The organism is Psychrobacter sp. Choline-02u-9, assembly GCF_002836505.1.
Classification (GTDB): domain Bacteria; phylum Pseudomonadota; class Gammaproteobacteria; order Pseudomonadales; family Moraxellaceae; genus Psychrobacter.
Genome location: NZ_PJBF01000059.1, coordinates 227,954 through 252,101, shown reverse-complemented (window position 1 = coordinate 252,101; position 24,148 = coordinate 227,954). Strand labels below are relative to the sequence as shown.

Below are 24,148 nucleotides of genomic sequence, written 5' to 3'. Positions count from 1 at the left end.
ATATCTTTGTATAGAAAAAACCGCCTTCCATTTGATGGAAGGCGGTTTTTTTATGAGCAAACTTTACAGACCTGTTTATATTAAATGCTTTTTAAAGAGACTAAGCACGTTTTAAGCGTAATGCATTTAATACGACAAATAGCGAACTGAGCGACATACCAATTGCAGCAAGCCAAGGTGGTACATAACCTAAAGCCGCTGGTATCAGGACGATACTATTATAAGCGAGTGCCCAACGGAAGTTTTGCTTGATAATACGTTCCGTCTTATCAGAGATACGTTTAGCCGCAGTGATGGCCTCGATTTGTCCATTTAAGATAATACTATCACTAGATACTTGTGCTAAGTCTGCCGCACCTGCAATCGAGGTCGACACATCTGCTGCTGCTAGCACTGGTGCATCGTTGATACCATCACCTACCATCAATACCACAGCACCGTTAGCTTGCAACTGCTGAATATGATTGACCTTATCGGTTGGTGATAGTCCGTTGTATGCAGATTGCATTCCCAAGTTCTCAGCCATCACTAACGCTTGCGGGCTTGGATCACCTGTCAACATAACAGACTCGATACCTAGTTCTTTAAGCGTATCGAGCATCGACTGCGCACTATCACGTACCTTGTCATTGAAATAAAAACATGCCAGCGCCTGCCATTTTTTGCTATCAGTGTTTTGATAAGACAATACCACTGCTGAGCTGGCTCGCTGAGCTACCAGATCGATGGTTATATCATCGTTTGCATCTATATCATTGGCGCTATTATCTGTTCTGTCTAACGCAAAATTCTTATGACCGATTCGATATACAGTGCCATCAATCATCGCTTCTACACCGCCCGCTGGATAATGCTGTACGACTTGCGTCGATGGTAGATGTAACTGATAGGCCGCCGTCAGTAACGCATGGGCAATTGGATGACGACTCCCTACTTCTAGCGCAGCTGCAATTGCTAAGAGCGTATCTTTTTGCGCTGTTAATGATAAACCATCAGATTCGGTCTGACTTTTTGATGTGATTAACTCGATATTTAATAAATTTGGTTTACCATAAGTCAGTGTTCCTGTCTTGTCAAAAGCAACATGCGTGATTTCAGCTAGCGTTTGTAATGTATGTCCACGCGTCGTCAAAAAACCATAGCTTGCCAGACGATTGGTTGAGACGGTCAAGGCAATCGGCGTCGCCAACGATAGCGCACAAGGACAAGTAGCCACCAAGACTGCTACGGTAGCCCAAATAGCTTGGCTTGGATCAACGATATACCAGCCGACAAATACCAAGACTGACAATACTAAAATACGCGCCACAAACCAACGTGCCAACTTATCCGCTTGCTGCGCCAATTTGGGTTTTTCGCTCATGGCACGATTCATCAATCGATCAATTAAGCCTATCTGGCTGTCCTTTGGCAATGCGGTGACTAGCATTTCGAACGGCTGGCTGTCATTTTGTGCACCGCCGACGATGTAATCACCTTGGGATTTGATGATTAAATCACCTTCGCCCGTCAGTAGACTTTGTGACACCGTTGCAGTAGAACTTAGCAAGATACCATCACTGATAATCTCTGAACCTGCCTCAACCAAAATGATGTCACCCACCTGTAAACTATGAGCGGTGACCATTTGCTTTGACTCTATATCGCCTTCGGGCTGTGATTGCGCATTTTGTTGGTTACGTGACTGCTGCCAGTCTTGAGCGATGCGTGATGTGAGCTGATAAATATTGGCATCCATACGCTGCATAAAGTCAGGCATGACTTCAGCCGCTACACTCGAACCCTTTTGAGCCTCATTTTCGATAGCTTTATCTTGTTGATATTCATTTTCTTTTAGCAGTTGTAAAATATACTCAGCTGCTGATTTGTCTTCAGCGATTTTTTGTACCAATACCGGCTCGACGACCACCAAATCGTTAGCCATAGTTGCGGCTTTTAGACGTGCGTTATGCTCGATATAACGCCCTGCCAGCAAAAAGAAAATAAACATACTGACCGAGTCATAGTATGTCTCCCCTTGCCCAGTGATGGTAGCGTAAAGACTGGCAAAGAAAGTAATAATCAACGCAAGACTGACGGGCACATCCATATTGACTTGGCGGGCACGAATCGCTGACCATGCGGAGGTAAAGAAAGGAATGCCAGCATAGAAAAATACAGGCGTACTCACAAACAAAGATACCCAACGCAAAAAGTCACGTTGGAATATCAACATGTCGCTATACTCACCAAAATAAAGCGCAACGGCATACATCATCGCTTGCATCGAACCTAGTGCAGCGATGCCGAGACGCAATAGCATTTGATTGTTATGACGTGCCAGCATGGCTTCGTGTGTATCTTGGCGATAAGGCTTGGCTTCGTAGCCGATTTCGTTGATGACCGCTAAAATGCGACTGATGGGTAATTTGTTTTCATCCCAAATGACCCGCATACGTTGGTTGGTCAGATTTACCTGACATTTACCAATACCCTCTAGCTCATCGAGACGCGACTCAATCAGCCAAGTACAGGCAGCACAGCGTAAGTTATTAACCGACAGCTCTGCTACTGACATGCCATCTTGCGCGTAAACGAACTGTGATTTTATCTCGTCATGATCGTAGACCTCAAGACGCGTCAGCTGAGTTGGCAAACTTGCCGTACGATTAATTTCCGATCGGTCAAGATAATACTGCTCAAGACCAGCCTCTACTATGCTTTGGGCAGCTAACTGACAGCCCATACAACACATCTCTCGTGACTGACCTAATATCTCAGCATAAAACGGAGGCTGAGGTACGGGATCGCCGCAGTGAAAGCAGTGGTCAGCCAGCGGAAGCACTAAGCCTTCGATGATAGAAGTGTCTTCATAAGAGTGATTGGTAGCAGATGATACTGATGATGGGATACTAGACATAGTCGCGCTTACTTCCTTTGACAGGCTTGCTTAAAATGCATTCATTTAAAGCAAACTTGCTCGTATTGACTGTACTGTACGTCATGCAATAGAGCCGTTTTTAATCACATGAATATTACTACTGTTAGTAGCATAGTATTCATAACAAACGGCTAATAGCAAACAATTAGCAACAGCGAATTCATACAAAATACATCGTGAGGGCAATCGTAAATTGTTATCTTATATGGCGTTTATCTACCAGATTGAAAGTGACTGACGCTTTCTTACAAGTATCGGTATTTTAATAGGGATTATACTATAAGCCATTGCTATGAGCAGTACCATCGCTCATGGCCTACGACCAATAAATGCCCGCGTTGACGATGATAGATTGAAAAATTTGTCAATTTGCGTCATTATGAGGCAGTTTTTTATCCAAAAATGGTGCGACATCCGTGCAAAAACCTAATTACAAGTTACCAAATACCAAGTTATCAGCGTCATCTAAGTCTGCTATGCACACGCTACCCTCGCAGCAGCGCGGCTTGGTCTTTAGTAGTCTGCTATTAATTACCATCATCGCAGGCATGGTGCTGTTGGCGCTATATTTGATCAAACTTGATCGCACCATTACTCATAAGTTTGAGGGCAAGCGCTGGGACATTCCAGCCAAAGTGTATTCGCAGCCGCTTGAGCTGTATCAAGGCGCCAATGTCGATAGAGATACAATGAAGACATGGCTAGAGTTGCTTAATTATCAAAGCAACAAGGCTTATGACCGCACAGGTACTTATCATCGGACTGGCAATACTTACTTTATTCACACTCGCGGCTTTACGTATAGTGCTAATGATAAAGATGCCGAGCAAGTCATCAAAATGACGATTTCTGGCAATAAAGTAGAGTCTATTCAAAGTACCCTACCTGCCAAAAGCGGTATCATTCGTCTAGAGCCTGTCAATATCGGTGGTATCTATCCCGACAGCAATGAAGATCGGATGGTTGTGTCTTTGGACGAAGTGCCTCAGCCGTTAATTGATGCCCTAATCGCTACCGAAGATCGCGCGTTTTATGAGCACAAAGGGGTATCGGTACGTGGTATCGCCCGTGCCGTAATTAATAACTTTACTGGTGGGGCCAGACAAGGTGGCTCGACCATTACCCAGCAGCTGATTAAAAACTTTTACCTCAATTCAGATCGTACCATCAAACGCAAAGCCAATGAAGCATTGATGGCCGTGCTACTTGAGCTGCATTACAGCAAAGATGAAATTTTACAGACCTATTTGAACGAGATTTATTTAGGTCAAAATGGCAATCGCTCTATTAATGGTTTTGGTTTGGCATCACAGTTTTATTTTGACAAACCACTTAATGAGCTGCGCTTAGATCAGCAAGCGATGCTGGTTGGTATGGCAAAAGGCCCAAGTATCTATAACCCACGTCGTAACCCAAACGACTCAAAAGCACGCCGTGATGTGGTGCTTAACAACATGCTGACCATGGGCACATTGAGCCAAGAAGACTACGACAAAGCTTTAAAGCAACCGCTTGGCATCGTGGATAAGCCTGCTGAAGGCAAAAGCCAGTTCCCTGATTTCTTAGATATTGTCAAACGTGAACTAAATACCGTTTACTATTCTGACGACCTCAAAAACGAAGGTCTGATTATTATCAGTACTCTAGACCCTATCGCTCAATTGGCCGCAGATAAAGCCGTTGATAGAAAACTTGGTGAACTGCGCCGTAATAGTAGCAAAACTAAGGATTTACAAGGCGCGTTAGTGAGTGCCAATCCTGAGACTGGCGAGCTAGTATCTGTCGTAGGTAGTGGTAGTGAATTTACAGGGTTTAACCGCGCGGTAGATGCCAAACGCCAAGTCGGCTCGTTGCTGAAGCCTATCATTTATATGACTGCGCTTGAGAGCGGTCGTTACAATTTGGCCAGTTCAGTAGATGACTCCCCTATTACGGTCAATCTAAACGACGGTACTGATTGGAACCCTAAAAACTACGACAACCGTGATCATGGCTATGTACCATTTACCACGGCACTGTCTCAATCATATAACCAAGCGGCAGTACGCTTAGGTATGGAGTTCGGCGTTAATACCTTTGCTAAGCAATTACAGCGCATGGGTATCAAAGAAAAAATCCCACCTTACCCATCAGCATTATTAGGCTCAGTTAATTTGAGTCCGATGGACATGCTTGGTATTTACCAAGTCTTTGCCACTGGTGGTTTCCGCACTCCTATTCACAGTATCCGTACGGTCATTGATGATCGTGGCCGTATTTTACAGCGTACTGGGCTTAACACTCAGCGCAGTATTCCACCTGAAACCAACTTTTTGACCAACTATGCATTACAGCAAGTCGTCTCAAATGGTACAGCCAGACGCGCCCAATCACTCGGCAGTAATTTAAACCTAGCCGGAAAAACGGGTACGACAAATGACTACCGTGATGCTTGGTTTGCAGGCTATAGTGGCAACTATGTGAGTGTCGTTTGGGTTGGTCGTGATGATAATAAACCGATTGGTTTGAGTGGTGGTACTGGCGCCTTACCAGTTTGGGTAGATTATATGAAACGCCTAAAACTGACTCCAGTTGCCCTACCAGAGCCAGAAGGTATCGAGTGGTTATGGTTAGAGAATAACTCAGGCAAACTGTCTAATGAACGCTGCGCTAACGCTCGCTACTTACCAGTAATGTCAGCTCATCTACCAGAAGAAGCCAGTAGTTGTGCGCTGAGCCTGTATCAGCAAGATCGTGCTCGTGAACAGACACAGTTTCAGAACCAGCAAGGTGATATCAATCAACAACGTCGCCGCGAAGGTTTAGAGATTCCAAATGGTGAAGCTGTTGAATCTGATGATGCAGCAGGTAGCAGCGAGCAAAGTGAAGGTGATGAAGACCGTGCTGATACTTGGTATGACCGTGCTGTTGAATGGTTCTAGCTGTTGAATGGCTCTAATACTGTTTTTGATATTTAGCTTTTAATATTTAAAAAAGGTTTTAACATGATGGTGTCATCTTTACGGACAACTACTTCAGTAAAACAAACCATAGTGCTATGGCGCAATAAAATCACGTCAAACAATACATTACTTGCAGGCAGCGCGATCGTTGGCATGCTAAGCCTAAGTGCCTGTCAAACAGCACCTAGCACGTCGACTACAGTGCAAACCACGCCTGTTCAAACATTACCAACGTCACAACCGACCGTGCCATCAACGACAACTGCTCGGGCGCCTATCACGGAAGCAAATGATCAAAGCAACTATCCAACCGAGCCTTACGATGCGGTTGAACAGTCCGAAACACCAAATCCGTTAACGCAAGAGACACCTGTATTTACGCCTCCTGCTCCAGAAGTAACACAGCCTGAACCTGTTATCATTGCGCCTTCTCGTAACGACTATATAATCTCTGAACCATCAGTACCGTCACATAATGAGCTACTGGAGCGCGCTAGAAGAAACTCGCAGCAACGTACTCAACAATCTGCCAGCAACAATAGCAATCTGCCGGCATTTCGCAATTTGATGCAAGTAGGTATCAGTCAGTTGAAAGCAGGTAATCTAACCAATGCAGAGAGCAGCTTTACCCGTGCACAGCGTCTAGCGCCCAAGTCATCAGCGGTATATTTTTATTTGGCACAAGTAGCATTAAAAAAGAACCAGCCTCGTAAGGCAGAAGCGATGGCACGTCGTGGTCTTAGCGTCTCTCAAGATAGCAATCGTAGACGAGCACTATGGCAAGTTATATTTCAATCAGGACAAGCTCAGGGTAACTCACGCGTGGTCAATGAAGCAAAAAAAGCATTGCGCTAATAACTGATATTTGCACATTTTAGATTCATTAGTTGAAACATCTATATACATTATGAATTTCATTGTATGTAGATTTATCTAGGGCAACCCCTAACACCTACACTTATTTTTATTTCCGCTTAAGGTTATCTTTATGGCATGGCAACAACTGCATTTACAATGCGAAAAATCAAACGTCGACTTAGCTGAAGCGCTTTTGTTAGAAGCAGGCGCATTATCAATAGCTTTAGACGATGCTGGCGATCAACCTTTGTTTGAGCCACTTCCAGGTGAATCACCGCTTTGGGATGAGGTGATACTAACAGGACTATTTGATGCGACTACTGATGCTGGCAGTCGTCAAGCGGTTGAGCAATTAAGTCATGAAATTGCTGCACAAGTGCAGGCTACTCGTATTTGGCTAACGGCTGTTGATGATAAAGACTGGGAGCGCGAGTGGATGAGCAACTATCATCCTATTGAATGTGCTAATGACTTATGGATTGTGCCTGACTGGCTAACGCCGCCTAACCCTGAAGCCACCAATATCATTATGGACCCAGGTTTAGCATTCGGTACTGGCTATCATGCTACGACTCGCCTATGCCTAGACTGGCTAACAGAGCAAGACCTAACAGATAAAGTGGTTATCGATTATGGTTGTGGCTCAGGTATTCTAGGGATTGCTGCTTTGCTATTGGGTGCACGTCAGGTATATGCAGTCGACATCGACCCGCAGGCGGTACTTGCTACCAATCAGAATGCGGTACGCAACAATGTAGGCGATCGTTTACAGGCATTTTTGCCAGAAGAATTTACAGAGTATTGCTCGCAACATGACGTTTTGCCTGTAGAAGTGATTGTTGCCAATATTTTAGCAAAGCCGCTTATTGGTTTAGCACCTTACTTTGCAACACTGATTGCGCCAAAGGGCCGTATCGTTTTGGCAGGTTTAATTGAGTCGCAAACCGAGCAAGTCACTGAAGCTTATCAAGCATATTTTGCACTGGATCCTAAGCATGCTTTTACTGCGCAAGAAGACCAACATTGGCAGCGTTTATCAGGTACATTTACCAGCTAGCAACATTTAATTACATCTGTTACGATAGAGGGCAGTCAAATGTTATGTATTTGACGCCACTCTGTCTTTGCCCATAATCATCGAAATTAAATAAGTAAAATGAGTATTGTGGGCAGCTATTGGTGAGTGGCTAAGCGGTATTGATAACCATACTTTTTTGGATTCGCCTCTATGACCACACCAATAAAAACCCAATGCCCCCATTGCCAAGCTTGCTATAGCGTTAGACAAACTCAACTGAATCAAGTCAATGCTACCATCAGCTGTGATCGGTGCCAGCAAAGTTTTTTGGTCAATAAGCATCTTGTGGTAAATTCTGAGGTCATTCAAAAGCCAACATCACAAAAAAACATTCCTGCTCAACAAAAAGCTCAAACTCAACCAATATCAAACGAGCAAAAAGCGACTACTAGTAGCAATCAGCATAACCCTCAAAATGTGCCAAATCGCCCTACACCTTCAATCAGTAAGAAAAAATCATCTGATATTTTGATTCATGACGACTTAATTTATGATGATATGGATATAGACGATCCAGAAGAGAACGTTCAAGAGTATGACTCATTAGATAGCATGGATGCATGGTTAACTCAAGCCAGTAATACCAGTCCTAGCGTAGCAACCACAGAAAAACCAAAAGCGACTCCTTCTAAAGAAACTATCAAAAGCCCTAATCCATCAACAAAGAAACCATCTACTAGTACAATATCAACATCAACACAGGACATGCTCAGCTCGGCAGTGGCCAATGATATTCATGCCAATGTTGAGAGTACTGATAACAATTCATGGCTGCAAAAACTATTAGAAGAACAAAATCAAGACGAAGAAACACCACCAGATGATACAGACTTATCACAGCTTCTCTCTGATATGGGAGTACCCGTTAAAGATGAAGACCCTGCTGCCGACGATCGCTTAAGAAAAACACAGCTACCGTTTGCACCAACCCAAACGACACGTTCAATTGCATCATTATTATGGATACTAGGTTGTTTGGTCTTAACACTGCTACTCGCGGCTCAGTATGTTATTTTTAACTTAGAAAATTTAGTCAAAAACCCAGCCTACGCTCAGCGTCTCCAATCAATATGCTCTATCGCTGCCTGCAGCTTGCCCAGTGCGGACTTATCAGCCCTTACTATCAGCAATACCTTTCATAGAAGCAGTCAGATCAAAACTGCTGGTACATTTAGCGATATAGGCGCTACTCTAAGTAATGGGAGCCCGCAATCACAACTATACCCAAATGTAAAAATAAGCGTTTATGGTAAAGATAAGATTATTGGAGAGTTTATTGCAGGTCCAAACGATTATTTATTAGGCAAGCAAAGTCAGTTAATGGCCAATACAGATAGACAGCTATTGTTTACTATCCCTGTCGCTAATGCGCAAATTCGCGACATTACTATGACCGCTCTTTATTAAATTAGAGTGTTATATATAAATAAGTCTGAGTAGAAAACACGCTGTAAATTCACTTTCAATTAAACCGTGATAGCTAAGATAACGATGAATCTATCAGCGCTAGGCGATATTAATTTGATATACTATGGTTCTGACCCCTTACAATCAGAATTTTTCTTCATCTCAAGGATATTATTTTATGGCACCTCATGCACAGCATAATGCCAATCATTTTGCTAAAAGCTCTGAGCACCCTGCCGATTATAATAAAGACGAATACCAACCACCTACGCACGGCTTTGATTTTGCTAGTCAACACTATACAAGTAGTGCGCAGCAACCTCTACGAGTTCATGTAGAGCGTGTGGTACGTCAGTACTTTGCGATGTTAGGAGATGAGATGCCCACTGATTTATATGAGCTGATTTTGAAGCAAGTCGAAGAGCCTCTCTTATCTGTCGTCCTAGAAAAAACAAGAGGCAACCAAACCAAATGTGCTCAGATATTAGGCCTAAATCGAGGCACTTTGCGCAAAAAAATGAAGACCTATGATTTAATGTAGCATTGTTATATGAGCTTACCCATCATCATTGACTATCATTATGTATGGCAATCAAACGTTCGTCGCTTTATCTATCATGATACGGCATACCGTTGTCATCATCACCTTGCCAGACGTTTACGTCAGGCTTTTTTTATGGAAAATTTCTTATGAGTACAACCCCACTTGCCCTACTATCGGTCTCCGATAAGTCTAATATCGTCGAGTTTGCTCAAGGCCTTCTCAAAGCAGGTTTTGGTTTATTATCTACTGGCGGTACTTATCGTCTGCTCACAGAAAACAATGTCGCCGTGACTGAAGTATCAGATTACACAGGCTTTCCTGAAATGATGGATGGCCGTGTTAAAACGCTACATCCTAAGATTCACGGTGGCATTCTAGGACGCCGTGGTACAGATGATGCAGTAATGAGTGATCATGCGATCGAACGTATCGACTTGGTCGTCGTGAACTTATATCCATTTGCTGAAACGATCGCACGTGCTGACGTGACTATGAACGACGCTATCGAAAACATCGATATTGGTGGCCCTACCATGGTACGTTCAGCAGCGAAAAACCACGCACATGTAGGTATCGTCACTGATCCAGCTGATTATGACCGTGTACTTAATGCCTTAGACGGTGGCACCGAACTGACGACTGCTTTACGTTATGATTTGGCAGTAAAGGCGTTTGAGCATACGGCACAGTACGACGGTATGATTGCAAACTTCTTAGGTAGCCGTGTCAACGAAACTCAAGAGCCAGAAAACTTCCCGCGTACATTCAATGTACAGCTTGAAAAAGCACAAGACCTACGCTATGGTGAAAACCCGCATCAAAACGCGGCTTTCTATACTGAAAACCAGCCTTTGAAAAGCAAACAAGCTTCAATCGCAACGGCTAAGCAGTTACAAGGCAAAGCGCTATCTTATAACAACATCGCTGATACCGATGCTGCGCTTGAGTGCGTTAAAGCTTTCAGCGCGCCTGCTTGCGTTATCGTTAAGCATGCCAACCCTTGCGGTGTCGCGGTTGATAATGACCAAGTAGCGGCTTATCGTACTGCTTTTAGCACCGATCCTGAATCGTCTTTCGGCGGTATCATCGCATTCAACCGTCCGTTGACGCTTGCTGCGGCAAAAGCCATTATCGACAATCAGTTCGTAGAAGTAATCATTGCACCTAGTATCGAAGACGGTGTACTTGAAGCGACAGCCACTAAGAAAAACGTACGTGTCTTGGTATGCGGCGAGCTACCAGCACCAGATCAGCGCGATATCCAACTTGACTATAAGCGTGTCAACGGTGGCCTACTGGTACAAGAGCAAGATCTAGGCTTAATCACTGCTAACGACCTAAAAATCGTCACTGATGTACAACCAACTGAAGCGCAAGTGGCAGATCTACTGTTCAGCTGGAACGTGGCAAAATACGTCAAATCTAATGCCATTGTCTACGCAAAAGGCCAACGTACTATCGGTGTTGGCGCAGGCCAAATGAGCCGCGTTAACTCAGCACGTATTGCTGCTATCAAAGCAGAACATGCTGGACTAGCAACTGAAGGTGCTGTTATGGCATCAGATGCGTTCTTCCCTTTCCGTGATGGCATCGACAATGCTGCTGAAGTAGGTATCTCTGCTATCATTCAGCCAGGTGGCTCTATGCGTGATGACGAGACCATTGCTGCTGCTAATGAGCATGGTATCGCGATGGTATTTACTGGCATGCGCCATTTCCGCCATTAAACAATCACCTATTAGTTTAAGACTAGGATTAGTCGTAGCAATTGTATTTATTACTGCGACTAATTTTCAGCTTCTATAGTATTCGTGATAATTATCGTTAAAGCATCACCCAAAAAAAAGCCACTGCATCAATCGATACAGTGGCTTTTTTAATAGCTAAGAATAACGAACTAGCAAATACTTAGCGTCCTTGCGCATTTGCCATGTTGCTTTCATTAATCTCAACCGTATATACCATACGTAGATAGTCCAAATAGTCTTGCAACTGGTCTTGGCCTAAATTGTCACGGATAATACTGGCTGTTTGCGCTCTTTGCATATCAGACAGTGGCGACTGCTGCTCAGTTTTAATACGGTCTCCAACCAGTAGCGTTGCACCCATCTCAGTCTCACTAGCGATCGCGACAACACCGTTATCAGCGGCTTGCTGACTAAATGCCAATCCACGCTCTTTGTCTGTTAACTGTGTCGTTTGACGGTTAATCTCACCCAGTGCTTGGAAACTAACCGACTGCTTACTGATATCAGCTGGTGTCTTGATACCAGCAGCCAATGCTTTAGCATCTTTTAAAGCTAATGCTGTCGCTTTCTGCTGACGGAGTATTTGAGTGATTCTTGGGGTTGCATTTGCTAGAGCAAGCGTCTTAGTAGGACGATAATTGCTTGGCTGTAACCATACGGTACCGTTACCAACTTCTACGCCTGCCGTTACCGCCTGATCTTGAATAGTAAACTCATCAAATGCCTGTTTAACCACAGCTGGTTGCGGCAGTGCTGATTTGTTGTTCACTTTACGATAATCTTTGATACGCTTTAAACTGACGTTTTCTTGCTGTGCGATATCTTCGATACTGAAGCCATCTGCCGCCAAATCATTGATTGACGTTACTTTATCAGCATAGATTTCCTGACGTTTATACTCTTTTGCTTTCGCAGTCAGCTCATCACGCATACTGTCTAGGCTTGGAATTTTTTTGCCATTGTCTTCAGTAACCGTAAATATCTGATAACCAAAGCTGGTTTTGATAGGCGCAGTCACATCACCAACGCTCAACCCTTCTAGTGCCTCTTGTACAGTATCTGCATCACTGCCAAACACTGACGGATTAAAGCGTCCGATATCACCACCTGTTTCACCTGATGGATCGTCCGACTCTGCTTTAGCAAGCGCAGCAAACGCTTCACCTTTATTCAGACGTGCTTTCACTTTATCGGCTCTTGTCTTGGCATCTTTACCAGTAAACAGTATCTGACTGACTTTACGCTCATCAGTAGCCGAAATGCTCTGCTTATATGCTTCATACTGCTGCTGCAACTCTTCTGCTGTTACTTCATCAACCTTGATAGTTTGCGGGCTGAGCTGGATATAAGCCAAGTCAACCATCGCTGCACTTTTCAATGTGTCTTTGTTGGCATCATAATATGATTGAATGTCGGCTTTGCTAAGCTTAACCTTATCAGCATAATCTTGCCAATTAAAGCGGTGTACCCAAACGTTGCGCGACTCAAGTTGCAAATCAATCAATTGACTGACCGCTTGCATAGGATAAACGGCCGTACCAACGATACTGGCATTTAATTGATCCAAGCTTAACTGATTGCGAAATTCTGCAAATAGCTGGTTTTTGGTCATGCCGCGCTGACGCAAGAAGTTTGAGAACTGATCGTTTGAAAAGTTACCCTCTGCATCTTGGAATATTTCTTCTTGACGCAGCAGACGATTGATCGTGTCGTCAGACACTGTCATACCAAGCTTGCCTGCTTGCTGCTCTAACAACGTACGGTCGATTAGACCTTTTAATACTTGCTCATGAAGCACATCTTCATTCAATAGGCTGGCATCTTCAACTTGCTCTAGCACTTCAGAACGACGGCTATTAACAGCAGTTTGATACTCGGACAGTCCTACGCTTGCCTCACCTACCTGCGCAATCTGGTTGGGATCGACGTTGCCGCCAAAATAGCTTTCGACACCCAAGAGAGCGAGCGGCGATAGGCATAAAATCAATAAAATGCGACCTGGCCAGCTTTTTAAGAAATCGCGCAATTTATCCATAGTTATCTCTGCTTTATTAACCTATATTGATGAAAAACCATTGTAATACTGTTAGGAGCTGTTGAGTGCAACCTGTCAATATCAGTACTATTTAAGCTAGCAATGGTAAGAGTAAGAGCGTATGCATTTTATAGTAAAAAACAAAATTTACTAAAGAAATCTGACTTAAATGACACACCTATCGCGCGCCCTATGATACGTGATTTTTCATGCAGACTCAAAATATTCACGACGCATGATACAAACTATAGCGATAAAAAAAGCACCTAAATATTAGGTGCTCTCTTCGATGGCTAGCTCATTACTTCAGCTATAGACCACCGACTATCATTTTACGCTTAAAAAACCGGCTTAGTTCAAGCGCTCTTTTAAGTTTTTACCAGCTTTGAAGCTTGGTACTTTGCTTGCTGGAATGCTTAGCTCTTCACCAGTCTTAGGGTTGCGACCAGTGCGTGCTTTGCGATCTTTTACACTGAAAGTACCAAAGCCAACTAATGAGATGCTATCGCCAGCTTCTAGCGCTTCACCAACACTTTCCATAACAGCGTTTAGTGCATCACCAGCTTGGGTTTTATTTAGACCACTTTTGTCTGCGATGCTATCAATTAATTCTGACTTATTCATAAAATTTCCTTCAAGTTTAAGGGGGTAATAAATGCTCACGCCAAGTATTGTAACGCTCTCATGGTGCTTACGCAATAAAAACTACCTAACTGGCGCATTAACAGGTTCTTCTTTGTTATCGTCTTTATATCAAGGCAGCATAAGGAGCGCAAGCGATTTTACATATTTTTGTGCTCTACACTACGTATTTGACACCTAATGTTACGCAAAGCGTTAGGAATTTATATATAAGTGGCTCTGCATAACTGAGACGATTGGCTTTCCTATTTTCTACGCTTTGACAGATTTGTCAATTGCCGTCTGTACATTGCTATGCATTAAGTTTGTATATTGCTGGTCATAAATAAAAGTGTCTTTATTGACTGCTAAATTGTAATGTAATAGTTTAGCCACTACAGAAACTAGCGTTACTTTTTATTATAAAGACGTTACTATAAGCAAAATATCACTGCAAGTCTTGGGCAAATACAGACTTCTGTTTGCTCAATATCTAAAACTTGCTAAATAAAAAACGGATTACTTACATGAAGCGTTCTACGTTGTCTCACTCTTTTCTTAATATCATTTTAGTATTTATCGAGTCGGCGCTGACATTACTGTTACGTTTGGATCCTGAACTGCGTAAGGCCGCTTATCCGCTCGCCAAGCAAGGCACCGTGGTGGCGCTTCGCCTGTATTTACCGCATGTAGAAGTATTTGCCACCTTTAGTACCAAAGGCGTGTTACTAGATGCGCAACTGCCGATTGGTCGTAGTGAGCCTGACGTGGTTATCAATGCCTACAGCATTCAAATTATCAACGCCATCACCACTCATGATAGCGAAACCACTGAAAAGCTACAGATGCGCGGTGAGTCGATTCAAGTACAACTGGTTAAACAGTTTATTATGCAACTTGGGCTTGGCAGCTTGATTCAGGGGCTGATTAAAAAGATAAAAGGTGGTAAAGCCAAAACCAAACCTACAGAAGCTGATTTGGAAGAAAAAAAGAACAACTACAAACTTCGTATTAAAGAGCAGCAAACACAGATTAATACCTTGACCATTAAAAACCGTGAACTCGAAACAACCGTGAGAGAGCTTCAGAGCAAGCAAAAGACGTTGATGATTGTCACTGTTGTCGCGCTTGTCATTATGATCGGCTCAATCATCGCACTATTGATGAATTAGTTTTGGTTCGCTGAATTACCTATAAATAAGCGTTCAATGTCTCCTACAGATATTGAACGCTTATTTTTTACTTCGTCAAATATATTTGTAGCAAACGAATTAAACTACTTATGTCTCATTCATATATCTCTTCTAAACATCATTGTTTTTATCAATTACAGCAATAAGCTTGATTAACCATTGAACCACACTTTAATCTTGACTAAATTACTCGGGATTAAGTATAATTACCTTAATCGTTGCACACATCGGGTTAATCATCTGTTGTTCAATAACGATAAGACAAAACTTAGCTGACGTATGATCGGTTGCTCTTTTTATCTTATGAGTACTTATTAAGACTTTTGGCTAAGATCGTTGTTAAACATAAATGACATCAAGTTTGGAGATAACACATGCGTTTGACTACTCGGGGCAGATACGCTGTTACCGCATTATTAGATTTGGCATTACAGACCAGCCAACAAGACAGTGCTGTATCGTTATCCGATATCGCCAAACGGCAATCGATTTCAATTTCGTATCTTGAACAGTTATTTTCTAAGCTCCGCAAACGCGGCCTTGTCACGAGTATTCGCGGTGCTGCAGGTGGTTACCACCTAGCTAAACCATTGAATGAGATAGATGTGATGAGCATCATATCTGCGGTTGATGAGTCAGTAAACGCGATGCAGTGTGAAGGACGCGGTGACTGTCAAGGTGGTACAATGTGCCTAACTCACGATCTGTGGTGTGCACTGTCGAATCATATCGAACAGTACTTGAAAAATATAACATTAGCGCAATTATTAGACATGGAAAACGTGCAGTCAGTCTCAGAGCGTCAGCACACCTCTACAAAAGATATTTCCATAAAAGACATTAATACTATTACTCTATCGAACAGCGAGGCAAACCCAGCATGAGCCAACATAACAACCTTATATACTTAGATTATGCCGCCACTACCCCAGTTGCTAAATCAGTAGCTGCTAAAATGAGCGAGTATTTGACTGTAGATGGTGTCTTTGGTAACCCAGCTTCACGTTCACATGGTTACGGCTGGCAAGCGGAAGAAGCAGTAGAAACTGCTCGCGGTCAAGTTGCTGAAGTTATCAACGCTGATCCACGCGAAATCGTCTTTACTTCTGGTGCGACTGAGTCTGACAACCTAGCCATTAAGGGTGCGGCACATTTTTATCAGTCTCGTGGCAAACATATCATTACCAGTAAAATTGAGCACAAAGCTGTATTAGATACCTGCCGTGAGCTTGAGCAAGAAGGTTTTGAGATTACGTATCTTGAGCCACAGCCAAGCACAGGTCTTATCCTGCCAGAGCAAGTAAAAGAAGCACTGCGTGATGATACGATTTTAGTATCACTTATGATGGTGAACAATGAGCTTGGTACTATTACTGATGTTGCAGCGATTGGTGAAATCACTCGCGAAGCTGGCGTAGTTTTCCATGTTGATGGCGCTCAGTCTGTTGGCAAAGTAAAAATAAATCTTGAAGAAATGAAAATTGATTTGATGAGCTTCTCAGGTCATAAAGCATACGGCCCTAAAGGTATCGGCGCATTGTTTGTTCGTCGTAAGCCACGTATTCGCTTGAAAGCTGAGCAACACGGCGGTGGTCATGAGCGCGGTATGCGTTCAGGTACACTACCAACGCATCAGATCGTTGGTCTAGGCGCAGCATTTGCTTTGGCTAATGAAAGCTATGAAGCTGACCATGCACATGCAGCCAAATTACGTCAAAAACTTTGGGATGGCCTACAAGATATCGAAGAGATTTACTTAAACGGTGATCTTGAGAATAGCGTACCAAATATTGTAAACATCAGCTTTAACTTCGTTGAAGGCGAGTCATTGATGATGTCACTTAAAGACTTAGCGGTATCATCAGGTTCAGCCTGTACGTCAGCAACGCTTGAGCCATCATATGTACTACGTGCAATCGGTCGCCCAGATGAATTGGCACATAGCTCAATCCGTTTCAGCTTCGGCCGTTATACCACTGAAGAAGATATCGATACTGTTATCAAACAGATGCATGAAGCTGTTGATAAACTACGTGCCCTATCACCACTTTGGGATATGTATCAAGAAGGTGTTGATCTAAATTCAGTCGAGTGGGCTGAGCACTAATTTCTAATATGGCTTTTTAGTATAGCTAGCAATATATTTATTAAACAATTGATCAGACAATTAAATTAAGCGTTTGACCCCAATTATCGATGAGTAGTGAGACATTTAAAGTCGATAAACGACTACTCATCATCTAACTAGGAGAAAACCCCATGGCCTATAGTGACCAAGTTATTGATCATTACGAAAACCCACGCAACGTTGGTAATCTTGATAAAAACGCCAAGAACGTTGGTACCGGTATGGTCGGTGCCCCAGCATGTGGCGATGTAATGCGTCTACAAATCCAAGTCGACGATAATGGTATTATCGAAGATGCACGTTTCAAGACTTATGGCTGCGGTTCAGCGATTGCTTCAAGCTCGCTCGTTACCGAGTGGCTAAAAGGCAAGAGCTTGGATCAAGCTGGCGAAATTAAAAACAACGATATCGCTCAAGAGCTAGCATTACCACCAGTAAAAGTGCATTGCTCTGTACTTGCAGAAGACGCCATTAAAGCCGCTATTAGCGACTATAAAGGTAAGCATGGCGTAGCAGCTCCAACAGAAGAAGCTGCGATCTAAATTGGGCTAGGCCTGCTAGCGTATGCGCTACGTTGTACTAGCAACGCTAAAGTAGCAATCTGCAATCGCTACTGACGCTAAAGAGGTGACAATGACACTTATGTAATTGTCACCTTTTGTTTTCTAATAGTCGCAAGCCTACACTTTTGGCAATCTTGTAATTTTGGTTGTCAGTTTATCTAGATTTTTTATTGATATTTATGATTAATAGTCAATGGGAGTTGGCATGATTGAAATGACAGAACGCGCCGCTCAGCATGTTCGAGACTTTTTGGACAATCGCGGCAAAGGCGAAGGCATTCGAGTTGGTATCCGTACGGCGGGTTGCTCGGGCTTGGCTTACGTTTTAGAGTTTGTAGATACCCCTGATGAAAACGACACGCGCTATGAAAGTCGCGGCGTTAGCATCTTTATTGATCCTAAAAGTCTCGTATATTTAGACGGCTTGTTGATGGATTACGAAAAAGAAGGTTTAAACGAAGGCTTTAAATTCACCAACCCTAACCAAAAAGGTGAATGTGGTTGCGGTGAGTCTTTCACAGTTTAATGGTTCAATGGCTGAAAACTGATAGATTTATGCTTCGCCAAGTTTTCATAAGAACAGTGCAGTATCTCTGCTATCGCTATGAAGAAAGGTTAATGTAATTGAGTAGGCAAGCGATTGAGATATTCTTAGCTAGGTCATGACTTCAAAAATAAATAAAAAAGCAAGGCATCAGATTATGACAGATATTACTTCAGAACCACAGTTTGATAACTTCTTTGCCCTATTTGAGCAGCCTGTACAATTTGAAATCAACCAAAGCAATCTAGAGCAACGTTTGCGATTGCTGCAGAAACGCTTTCATCCTGATAATGTTGCAAAAAATCAGACCGATATGGTTCAAGCACAGTTGCAGTCTGAAAAAGCATCAGCTTTAATCAATCAAGCATATCAAACACTAAGCGCTCCTGATAGCCGTGCTGGTTATTTATTAGACATGGCGGATCAAGCACAAAACATAGAGCATTCAATCGCAGATTTAGACTTTCTAGAAGATGCGATGCAGATGCGTATGGATCTAGATGATGCTATCGAAGACAAAGATCTTGCAGCCTTGCAGCAATTACATCCTCAAATTACAGAGCGTCTAGCAAATCAATCTGGACGCTTTAGCAACGCTTATCAAAATCAAGATTGGCAGACAGCGATTGATGCGACACAGAAGCTAAAGTTTTTAGTTAAGCTAAATGCTGATGTGACGTCAGGGCTTGATGATGTTGCAAATTCATCGCATTCAGATGACGATGACTTATACGTCTAAATATCTGTGGTTATGGCCCTCACTAACAAGCTAAATTCTATATATTTGGTTAAAATAGTGACCGTGATACCGTATAATCTTTGATTCTAAGCGCATCAAACTGTCAGAATCCGTATTCCATAGAATGAGATTACCGACGTTAGACTCTCTTACTGCATATGCTATATTTGCTCCATTTCACTTATTTATTTTATCTCTGAGTTATTCTTATGTCTTTAATGCAAATTGCTGAACCCAATCAAAGCGCTCAACCTCACCAACATAAATTTGGTTTGGGCATCGACCTCGGTACTACACGCTCGTTGATTGCTGTGGTGCGTTCAGGTAAGGCACAAGTCTTAGAGGCAGGCGCAGCGACAGATACATTATTACCGTCTGTTGTCTATTATCCAGCTACTGGTATGCCATTGGTTGGCTATGACGCCCTAGCGCATTTAGCGGATGATCCAAAAAATACGATCGTCTCGGCTAAGCGTTTTATGGGTCGTAGTCAAGCTGATATCAAATTCTCTCATCCTTATGAGCTGTCTGGTAATAAAGATGATATGCCCGCCTTTGTAACTGCTCAAGGTGAGGTTTCTCCTGTTGCAGTATCAGCGCGTATCTTAGCCGCTCTTGAGCAACGTGCAGCAAGTGCCTTACCTGCAGATAGCATCGAGGGTGCTGTGATTACCGTGCCAGCTTATTTTGATGAAGCACAGCGTCAAGCAACCAAAGATGCTGCACAAGCAGCTGGTATCAACGTACTTCGCTTGTTGAATGAACCAACGGCCGCTGCGGTCGCTTACGGGCTTGACCAATCATCAGAAGACAGTAAAAAAGAGAGCTATTACTTAATCTATGATTTGGGCGGTGGTACTTTTGACGTTTCTATCTTAAAGCTTACCGACGGTGTCTTTGAAGTGTTGGCAACTGGTGGTAATAGCGCACTAGGCGGCGATGATATCGATCGTCTTATTACCAATTGGATTATTAAACAATTAAATATCGATCCAAAAGACGTAAGCCTGCACGACAAATCAATACTAGCTCAACAAGCAAAAGCTTATAAACAAGCGCTGACTGATGCTGAACAAGTAGATATCAATGTGGTTGTCAATGGTCAGTCTTATCAAGGCGTATTAAGCCGTACAGACATACTAACTATCGTAGAACCTGTCAGTCGCCGTACGCTAAGCGTGTGCGAACAAGTCCTACGCGATGCCAAGCTGTCTACTACAGATCTAGATGAAGTTATCTTAGTGGGTGGTTCGACTCGTATGCCTGCAGTGCAGCAAGTCGTGACTGATTTTTTTGCTAAGCAGCCACTTTGCCGTCTGAATCCAGATGAGGTCGTTGCCTTAGGCGCTGCCCAGACTGCTCATCAATTGGTTAATGGTGATAGTGACAATAATTTATTATTATTGGACGTGACGCCATTATCATTAGGTCTTGAGACCATGGGCGGTTTGGTTGAAGTACTTATCCCACGCAACACGCCTATCCCTGTGAAGAAGCGTCAAGTGTTTACCACGTATCAAGACGGTCAAACAGGCATGGTGATTCACGTCGTGCAAGGTGAGCGCGAAACAGTAGAAAACTGTCGTTCTCTTGGACGTTTTGAGCTGTATGGTATCCCGCCAATGAAAGCTGGGTTTGCTCGTATCGAAGTTACCTTTAGTATTGATGCTAACGGTCAGCTTACTGTCAGCGCGCAAGAAACTACGACCAAAACAGAAAGCAAAATCGAGATTGTGCCTTCTTATGGTCTATCAGATGAGCAGAAAGAACAGCTGCTTGTTGCAGGGTTTAAACACGCAGAAGAAGACAAAAACGCGCGTTCTTTAATTGAGACAAAAGTAGAAGCGGAACGTGAAGTACTTGCCCTAGAGTCGGCACTTAACGAATTTGCGGCGTTGCTTTCTACTGAAGAACAACAGTCACTAGCAGAGCATATACAAGCGCTACGTAATTCTCTTAGCACTGATGACTTAGCGCTTATTGAAGCACAACAAGCACAGCTCAAGCCGCATAGTGATGCCTTTGCTGCACGTATTATGAATCAAAGCGTCAAGACCAGTATGGCCGGTACTAGTGCCAAAGACTGGTAATAAATACATCGACATATATAGCTTAGCTAACATATTAAGCTAACTTCTAATATTTTTTAAATTGATTAGCATCGGACAGATAATTTATGCCAAAAGTTACCGTACTACCCCACCACGAAATTTGCCCTGAAGGCGCAGAAGTTGAGCTACAAGCTGGTGAAAACTTATGCAAAGCACTATTAGAAAAAGGCATCAAAATTGAGCATGCTTGTGAGATGTCAAAAGCTTGTACCACATGTCATGTTGTAGTACGTAAAGGTTTCAACAGTTTGGATGAGATGGATGATATCGAGGCGGATCTACTTGATCGTGCTTGGGGCTTAGAGCCTGACTCACGTTTATCTTGTCAGGTCATGCTTGATGATGAAGACTTGACCATCGAGGTCCCTAAATATACCCTCAATCACGCTAAAGAAAATCATTAAACACTGAAGATACTTTCTAGTTAAGATTAAAAAAGGCCAGCTATATGATAGTTGGCCTTTTTCTATATATAATTTTAATATATTAAGCTTGAAATACTTAACGCTTACTTGCGATTGGCATTCTCACGCTTACTTTCTGCGGCTATGTCCTTTACTACTTTTTCTTCCTCTTGCTCTATGCGTTCCAGCGCAAAATTTAAACGAGCTCTAATATCTTGATAATCATTGTCTTTCATATCTTTGAAATTCAAATGCAAATTGAAACCAGGTAATGTGTGGTCGACCCATTTAGATAAATGACCTGTACTGGCACTAGGGTCAAGTACTTGCCATGCATCGATCTTTTCATCAATACCTTTCAAGCAAAATGCGGCAACGTGTTCGCATTCATAATTATGGCAAATATAATCGTAAGTGCTTTCACTGACCAATATCTGATCTTTGCCCGCACAGGACTCAAGCCTAGAAGCTAGGTTGGCTTCTTTGCCAATGATGGTATAGCTTAATCGACTATTACTACCAAAATTGCCAACGTGACAGTAGCCAGTGGTGATACCAACACGTATATATAAACCTTCAAACCCCATCAACCGCCATTTTTGGCGTAAGGTACGCATTTCTCGGCGCATATCAATTGCCATCGCCACACAATCTAATGCATCTTGACGCGAGCCGCGACTATTAGGCTCACCAAAAAAACATACCATGCCATCACCAATAAACTTATCAAGCACTGCACCATGCTTATCAGCGATTGACGTCATACAATGCATATAAGTATTGAGAATGTCTGACAAGTTGTCAGAGCTTAGACTATCAGACAGTTCGGTAAAGCCGATAATATCTGAAAACATGATAGTTATTTTTGCGCGTTTATTAGAAACACTAACGGGGCTATCCGATTTGACAATAGGCTCCCAAATTTGTGGGGGTACAAAACGGGTAAGCTTATTGATCACTGATACCATCGTGCTTAGGCGTCCCCCTGCCTTATAAGCAGAAGCCTTATAACCAATGTATTCTTGATACATACGCCAGAACTGATACAAAATAACCCCTAAACTTGCCACCATTACTATCAATGGTAATAAGCCTTCATCAAAATCCATACTATTCGCATTTAAGACTGTGCTAACGTAGAAAAATACAATGATAGTGACGACAGATACAGATAACAGTCTGAGGTGATTCTCAGGTCGGCTAAGAATGATACGTACACCAATCAAAGCAGCCAAGCTGATTGATATGACCGTACAGCATGGTAGGGAGCCAATGACAACCGATAATAGAATAATAACGATATTAGACGTCCAAAAGCTGGTCTGACGTCGGTAGTTATATATCAGGATCAGGAGACTTGGCAATGTAATAATAACCAATAGTGCCATTGAGATAGAACGGAAGTCGTAATATATAGCATGCAAAACAACCGTCATTATTAAAACGAAGACTTCTGGATAATCGAAACGACAAACTCCAGCATCTTTCAGCGGCGACTTTGGTTTGAATGTCTCTGAGAAGGTCATATGAGATTCACTTAAATAAGGTGAGCTATCTGAGAGACAAAGGCATACTACACTAACATATGTACGTTATTTGTCCTTATGACGATTTATCATAAGATATATTTAATAATATATTATACTTTTGAAATAAGTTTAAACAAGGTTACTGATGACTATAAGGCGACCTTTTGTCTAGTTTATTCACTGTTTTATAGTTTTTATCCACATTTAAATAAAAAGAGAGGCCAGATATATTTAAGTATCTGGCCTCTCTTTTTACATATAAAATTAAGGTTCAATCTATTCTTATTGAAGGCAAAATAGAATGATAATTACATTTGCCAATCAAACGGCATTTGGTGATGACCACGTAGCGCCATCATCAATGTCTGCTGCATTTGCGCCAACACTTCTTTGGTATATGGCACAGCTGGTACACCCCATACTGGGTTTGGCCATTGCATATCATTTTGATAACGGACAATGTGATGAAAGTGAAGTTGTGGCACTTGATTACCAAGAGCGGCCACATTCATTTTATCAGCTTGAAAGGTTTTAGCTAACTGACTCGACAACCAGCTGGACTCTCGTAAAAACTGTGTTTGATCTGCCTCAGACAGCTCATATAACTCTTTGATACCGGAGACACGTGGCACTAATATCAGCCAAGGAAATTGGCAGTCATTGATTAAACGACAAGTGGATAATGGAAAATCCCCCACTAAAAAACTATCAGCAGCAAGTTTATGATGAAGTTGGAACATAATGACGGTTCTCTTGTTGTTTAATGCAAATAAAATACAGAGGG

Annotated in this window: 19 protein-coding genes; 14 read left to right on the top strand and 5 right to left on the bottom strand. The window is 42.6% G+C overall.

Features of this window, described 5'->3' with window-relative positions; all coding sequences use genetic code 11:
- Positions 1 to 100: 100 nt before the first annotated feature.
- The gene (locus CXF69_RS12400) at positions 101 to 2,899 is read right to left on the bottom strand and encodes a heavy metal translocating P-type ATPase (protein ID WP_101206123.1); all 2,799 of its coding nucleotides are present in this window, start codon (positions 2,897 to 2,899) and stop codon (positions 101 to 103) included.
- A 437-nt stretch (positions 2,900 to 3,336) separates the two neighbouring features.
- On the opposite strand from CXF69_RS12400, the gene mrcB reads away from it, so the two are divergent.
- From mrcB to purH, 6 genes are all read left to right on the top strand, one after another.
- On the top strand, positions 3,337 to 5,841 hold the full coding sequence (gene mrcB, locus CXF69_RS12395; RefSeq protein WP_404944622.1) for a penicillin-binding protein 1B: 2,505 nt from the start codon (positions 3,337 to 3,339) through the stop codon (positions 5,839 to 5,841).
- A gap of 63 nt (positions 5,842 to 5,904) precedes the next feature.
- On the top strand, positions 5,905 to 6,717 hold the full coding sequence (locus CXF69_RS12390) for a tetratricopeptide repeat protein (protein ID WP_227522973.1): 813 nt from the start codon (positions 5,905 to 5,907) through the stop codon (positions 6,715 to 6,717).
- A 133-nt stretch (positions 6,718 to 6,850) separates the two neighbouring features.
- A complete protein-coding gene (gene prmA, locus CXF69_RS12385) occupies positions 6,851 to 7,777 on the top strand; it encodes a 50S ribosomal protein L11 methyltransferase (protein WP_101206124.1) in 927 nt (308 codons plus the stop codon).
- Positions 7,778 to 7,948: 171 nt separating this feature from the next.
- The gene (locus CXF69_RS12380; RefSeq protein WP_101206125.1) at positions 7,949 to 9,205 is read left to right on the top strand and encodes a DUF3426 domain-containing protein; all 1,257 of its coding nucleotides are present in this window, start codon (positions 7,949 to 7,951) and stop codon (positions 9,203 to 9,205) included.
- 178 nt (positions 9,206 to 9,383) lie between these two features.
- A complete protein-coding gene (gene fis, locus CXF69_RS14585; protein ID WP_101206126.1) occupies positions 9,384 to 9,746 on the top strand; it encodes a DNA-binding transcriptional regulator Fis in 363 nt (120 codons plus the stop codon).
- A 149-nt stretch (positions 9,747 to 9,895) separates the two neighbouring features.
- The gene (gene purH / locus CXF69_RS12370; RefSeq protein ID WP_101206127.1) at positions 9,896 to 11,476 is read left to right on the top strand and encodes a bifunctional phosphoribosylaminoimidazolecarboxamide formyltransferase/IMP cyclohydrolase; all 1,581 of its coding nucleotides are present in this window, start codon (positions 9,896 to 9,898) and stop codon (positions 11,474 to 11,476) included.
- A 181-nt stretch (positions 11,477 to 11,657) separates the two neighbouring features.
- Here the strand turns inward: purH and CXF69_RS12365 are convergent, their stop codons facing one another.
- Both CXF69_RS12365 and CXF69_RS12360 read right to left on the bottom strand, forming a co-directional pair.
- Complete coding sequence (locus CXF69_RS12365) at positions 11,658 to 13,532, bottom strand: SurA N-terminal domain-containing protein (protein ID WP_101206128.1); 1,875 nt, start codon at positions 13,530 to 13,532, stop codon at positions 11,658 to 11,660.
- Between the two features lie 351 nt (positions 13,533 to 13,883).
- Complete coding sequence (locus tag CXF69_RS12360; protein ID WP_045445077.1) at positions 13,884 to 14,156, bottom strand: HU family DNA-binding protein; 273 nt, start codon at positions 14,154 to 14,156, stop codon at positions 13,884 to 13,886.
- 524 nt (positions 14,157 to 14,680) lie between these two features.
- Between CXF69_RS12360 and CXF69_RS12355 the strand changes: the two genes are divergently transcribed.
- The 8 genes from CXF69_RS12355 to fdx all read left to right on the top strand — a co-directional run bounded on the left by CXF69_RS12355 (position 14,681) and on the right by fdx (position 21,835).
- On the top strand, positions 14,681 to 15,325 hold the full coding sequence (locus tag CXF69_RS12355; RefSeq protein ID WP_101206129.1) for a hypothetical protein: 645 nt from the start codon (positions 14,681 to 14,683) through the stop codon (positions 15,323 to 15,325).
- A gap of 395 nt (positions 15,326 to 15,720) precedes the next feature.
- A complete protein-coding gene (locus CXF69_RS12350; RefSeq protein ID WP_057759222.1) occupies positions 15,721 to 16,230 on the top strand; it encodes an Rrf2 family transcriptional regulator in 510 nt (169 codons plus the stop codon).
- Positions 16,227 to 17,453 (top strand): IscS subfamily cysteine desulfurase, encoded by a 1,227-nt coding sequence (locus CXF69_RS12345; protein WP_101206130.1) that lies wholly within the window; start codon positions 16,227 to 16,229, stop codon positions 17,451 to 17,453. The genes CXF69_RS12350 and CXF69_RS12345 overlap by 4 nt, the downstream gene beginning before the upstream one ends.
- 152 nt (positions 17,454 to 17,605) lie before the next feature.
- Complete coding sequence (iscU, locus tag CXF69_RS12340; protein WP_101206131.1) at positions 17,606 to 18,016, top strand: Fe-S cluster assembly scaffold IscU; 411 nt, start codon at positions 17,606 to 17,608, stop codon at positions 18,014 to 18,016.
- Between the two features lie 226 nt (positions 18,017 to 18,242).
- A complete protein-coding gene (iscA, locus tag CXF69_RS12335; RefSeq protein ID WP_021814983.1) occupies positions 18,243 to 18,563 on the top strand; it encodes an iron-sulfur cluster assembly protein IscA in 321 nt (106 codons plus the stop codon).
- Between the two features lie 175 nt (positions 18,564 to 18,738).
- Complete coding sequence (hscB, locus tag CXF69_RS12330; protein WP_101206132.1) at positions 18,739 to 19,320, top strand: Fe-S protein assembly co-chaperone HscB; 582 nt, start codon at positions 18,739 to 18,741, stop codon at positions 19,318 to 19,320.
- 209 nt (positions 19,321 to 19,529) lie between these two features.
- Positions 19,530 to 21,410, top strand: coding sequence for a Fe-S protein assembly chaperone HscA (gene hscA, locus CXF69_RS12325; protein WP_101206133.1), 1,881 nt, complete (start codon positions 19,530 to 19,532; stop codon positions 21,408 to 21,410).
- 86 nt (positions 21,411 to 21,496) lie between these two features.
- The gene (fdx, locus tag CXF69_RS12320) at positions 21,497 to 21,835 is read left to right on the top strand and encodes an ISC system 2Fe-2S type ferredoxin (RefSeq protein ID WP_101206134.1); all 339 of its coding nucleotides are present in this window, start codon (positions 21,497 to 21,499) and stop codon (positions 21,833 to 21,835) included.
- A gap of 104 nt (positions 21,836 to 21,939) precedes the next feature.
- On the opposite strand, the gene CXF69_RS12315 is transcribed toward fdx, so the two are convergent.
- Both CXF69_RS12315 and CXF69_RS12310 read right to left on the bottom strand, forming a co-directional pair.
- Positions 21,940 to 23,361 (bottom strand): adenylate/guanylate cyclase domain-containing protein, encoded by a 1,422-nt coding sequence (locus CXF69_RS12315; RefSeq protein ID WP_101206135.1) that lies wholly within the window; start codon positions 23,359 to 23,361, stop codon positions 21,940 to 21,942.
- Positions 23,362 to 23,672: 311 nt separating this feature from the next.
- Positions 23,673 to 24,104, bottom strand: a complete 432-nt coding sequence (locus CXF69_RS12310; protein WP_057759208.1) for an HIT domain-containing protein — start codon at positions 24,102 to 24,104, stop codon at positions 23,673 to 23,675.
- Positions 24,105 to 24,148 lie beyond the last annotated feature (44 nt).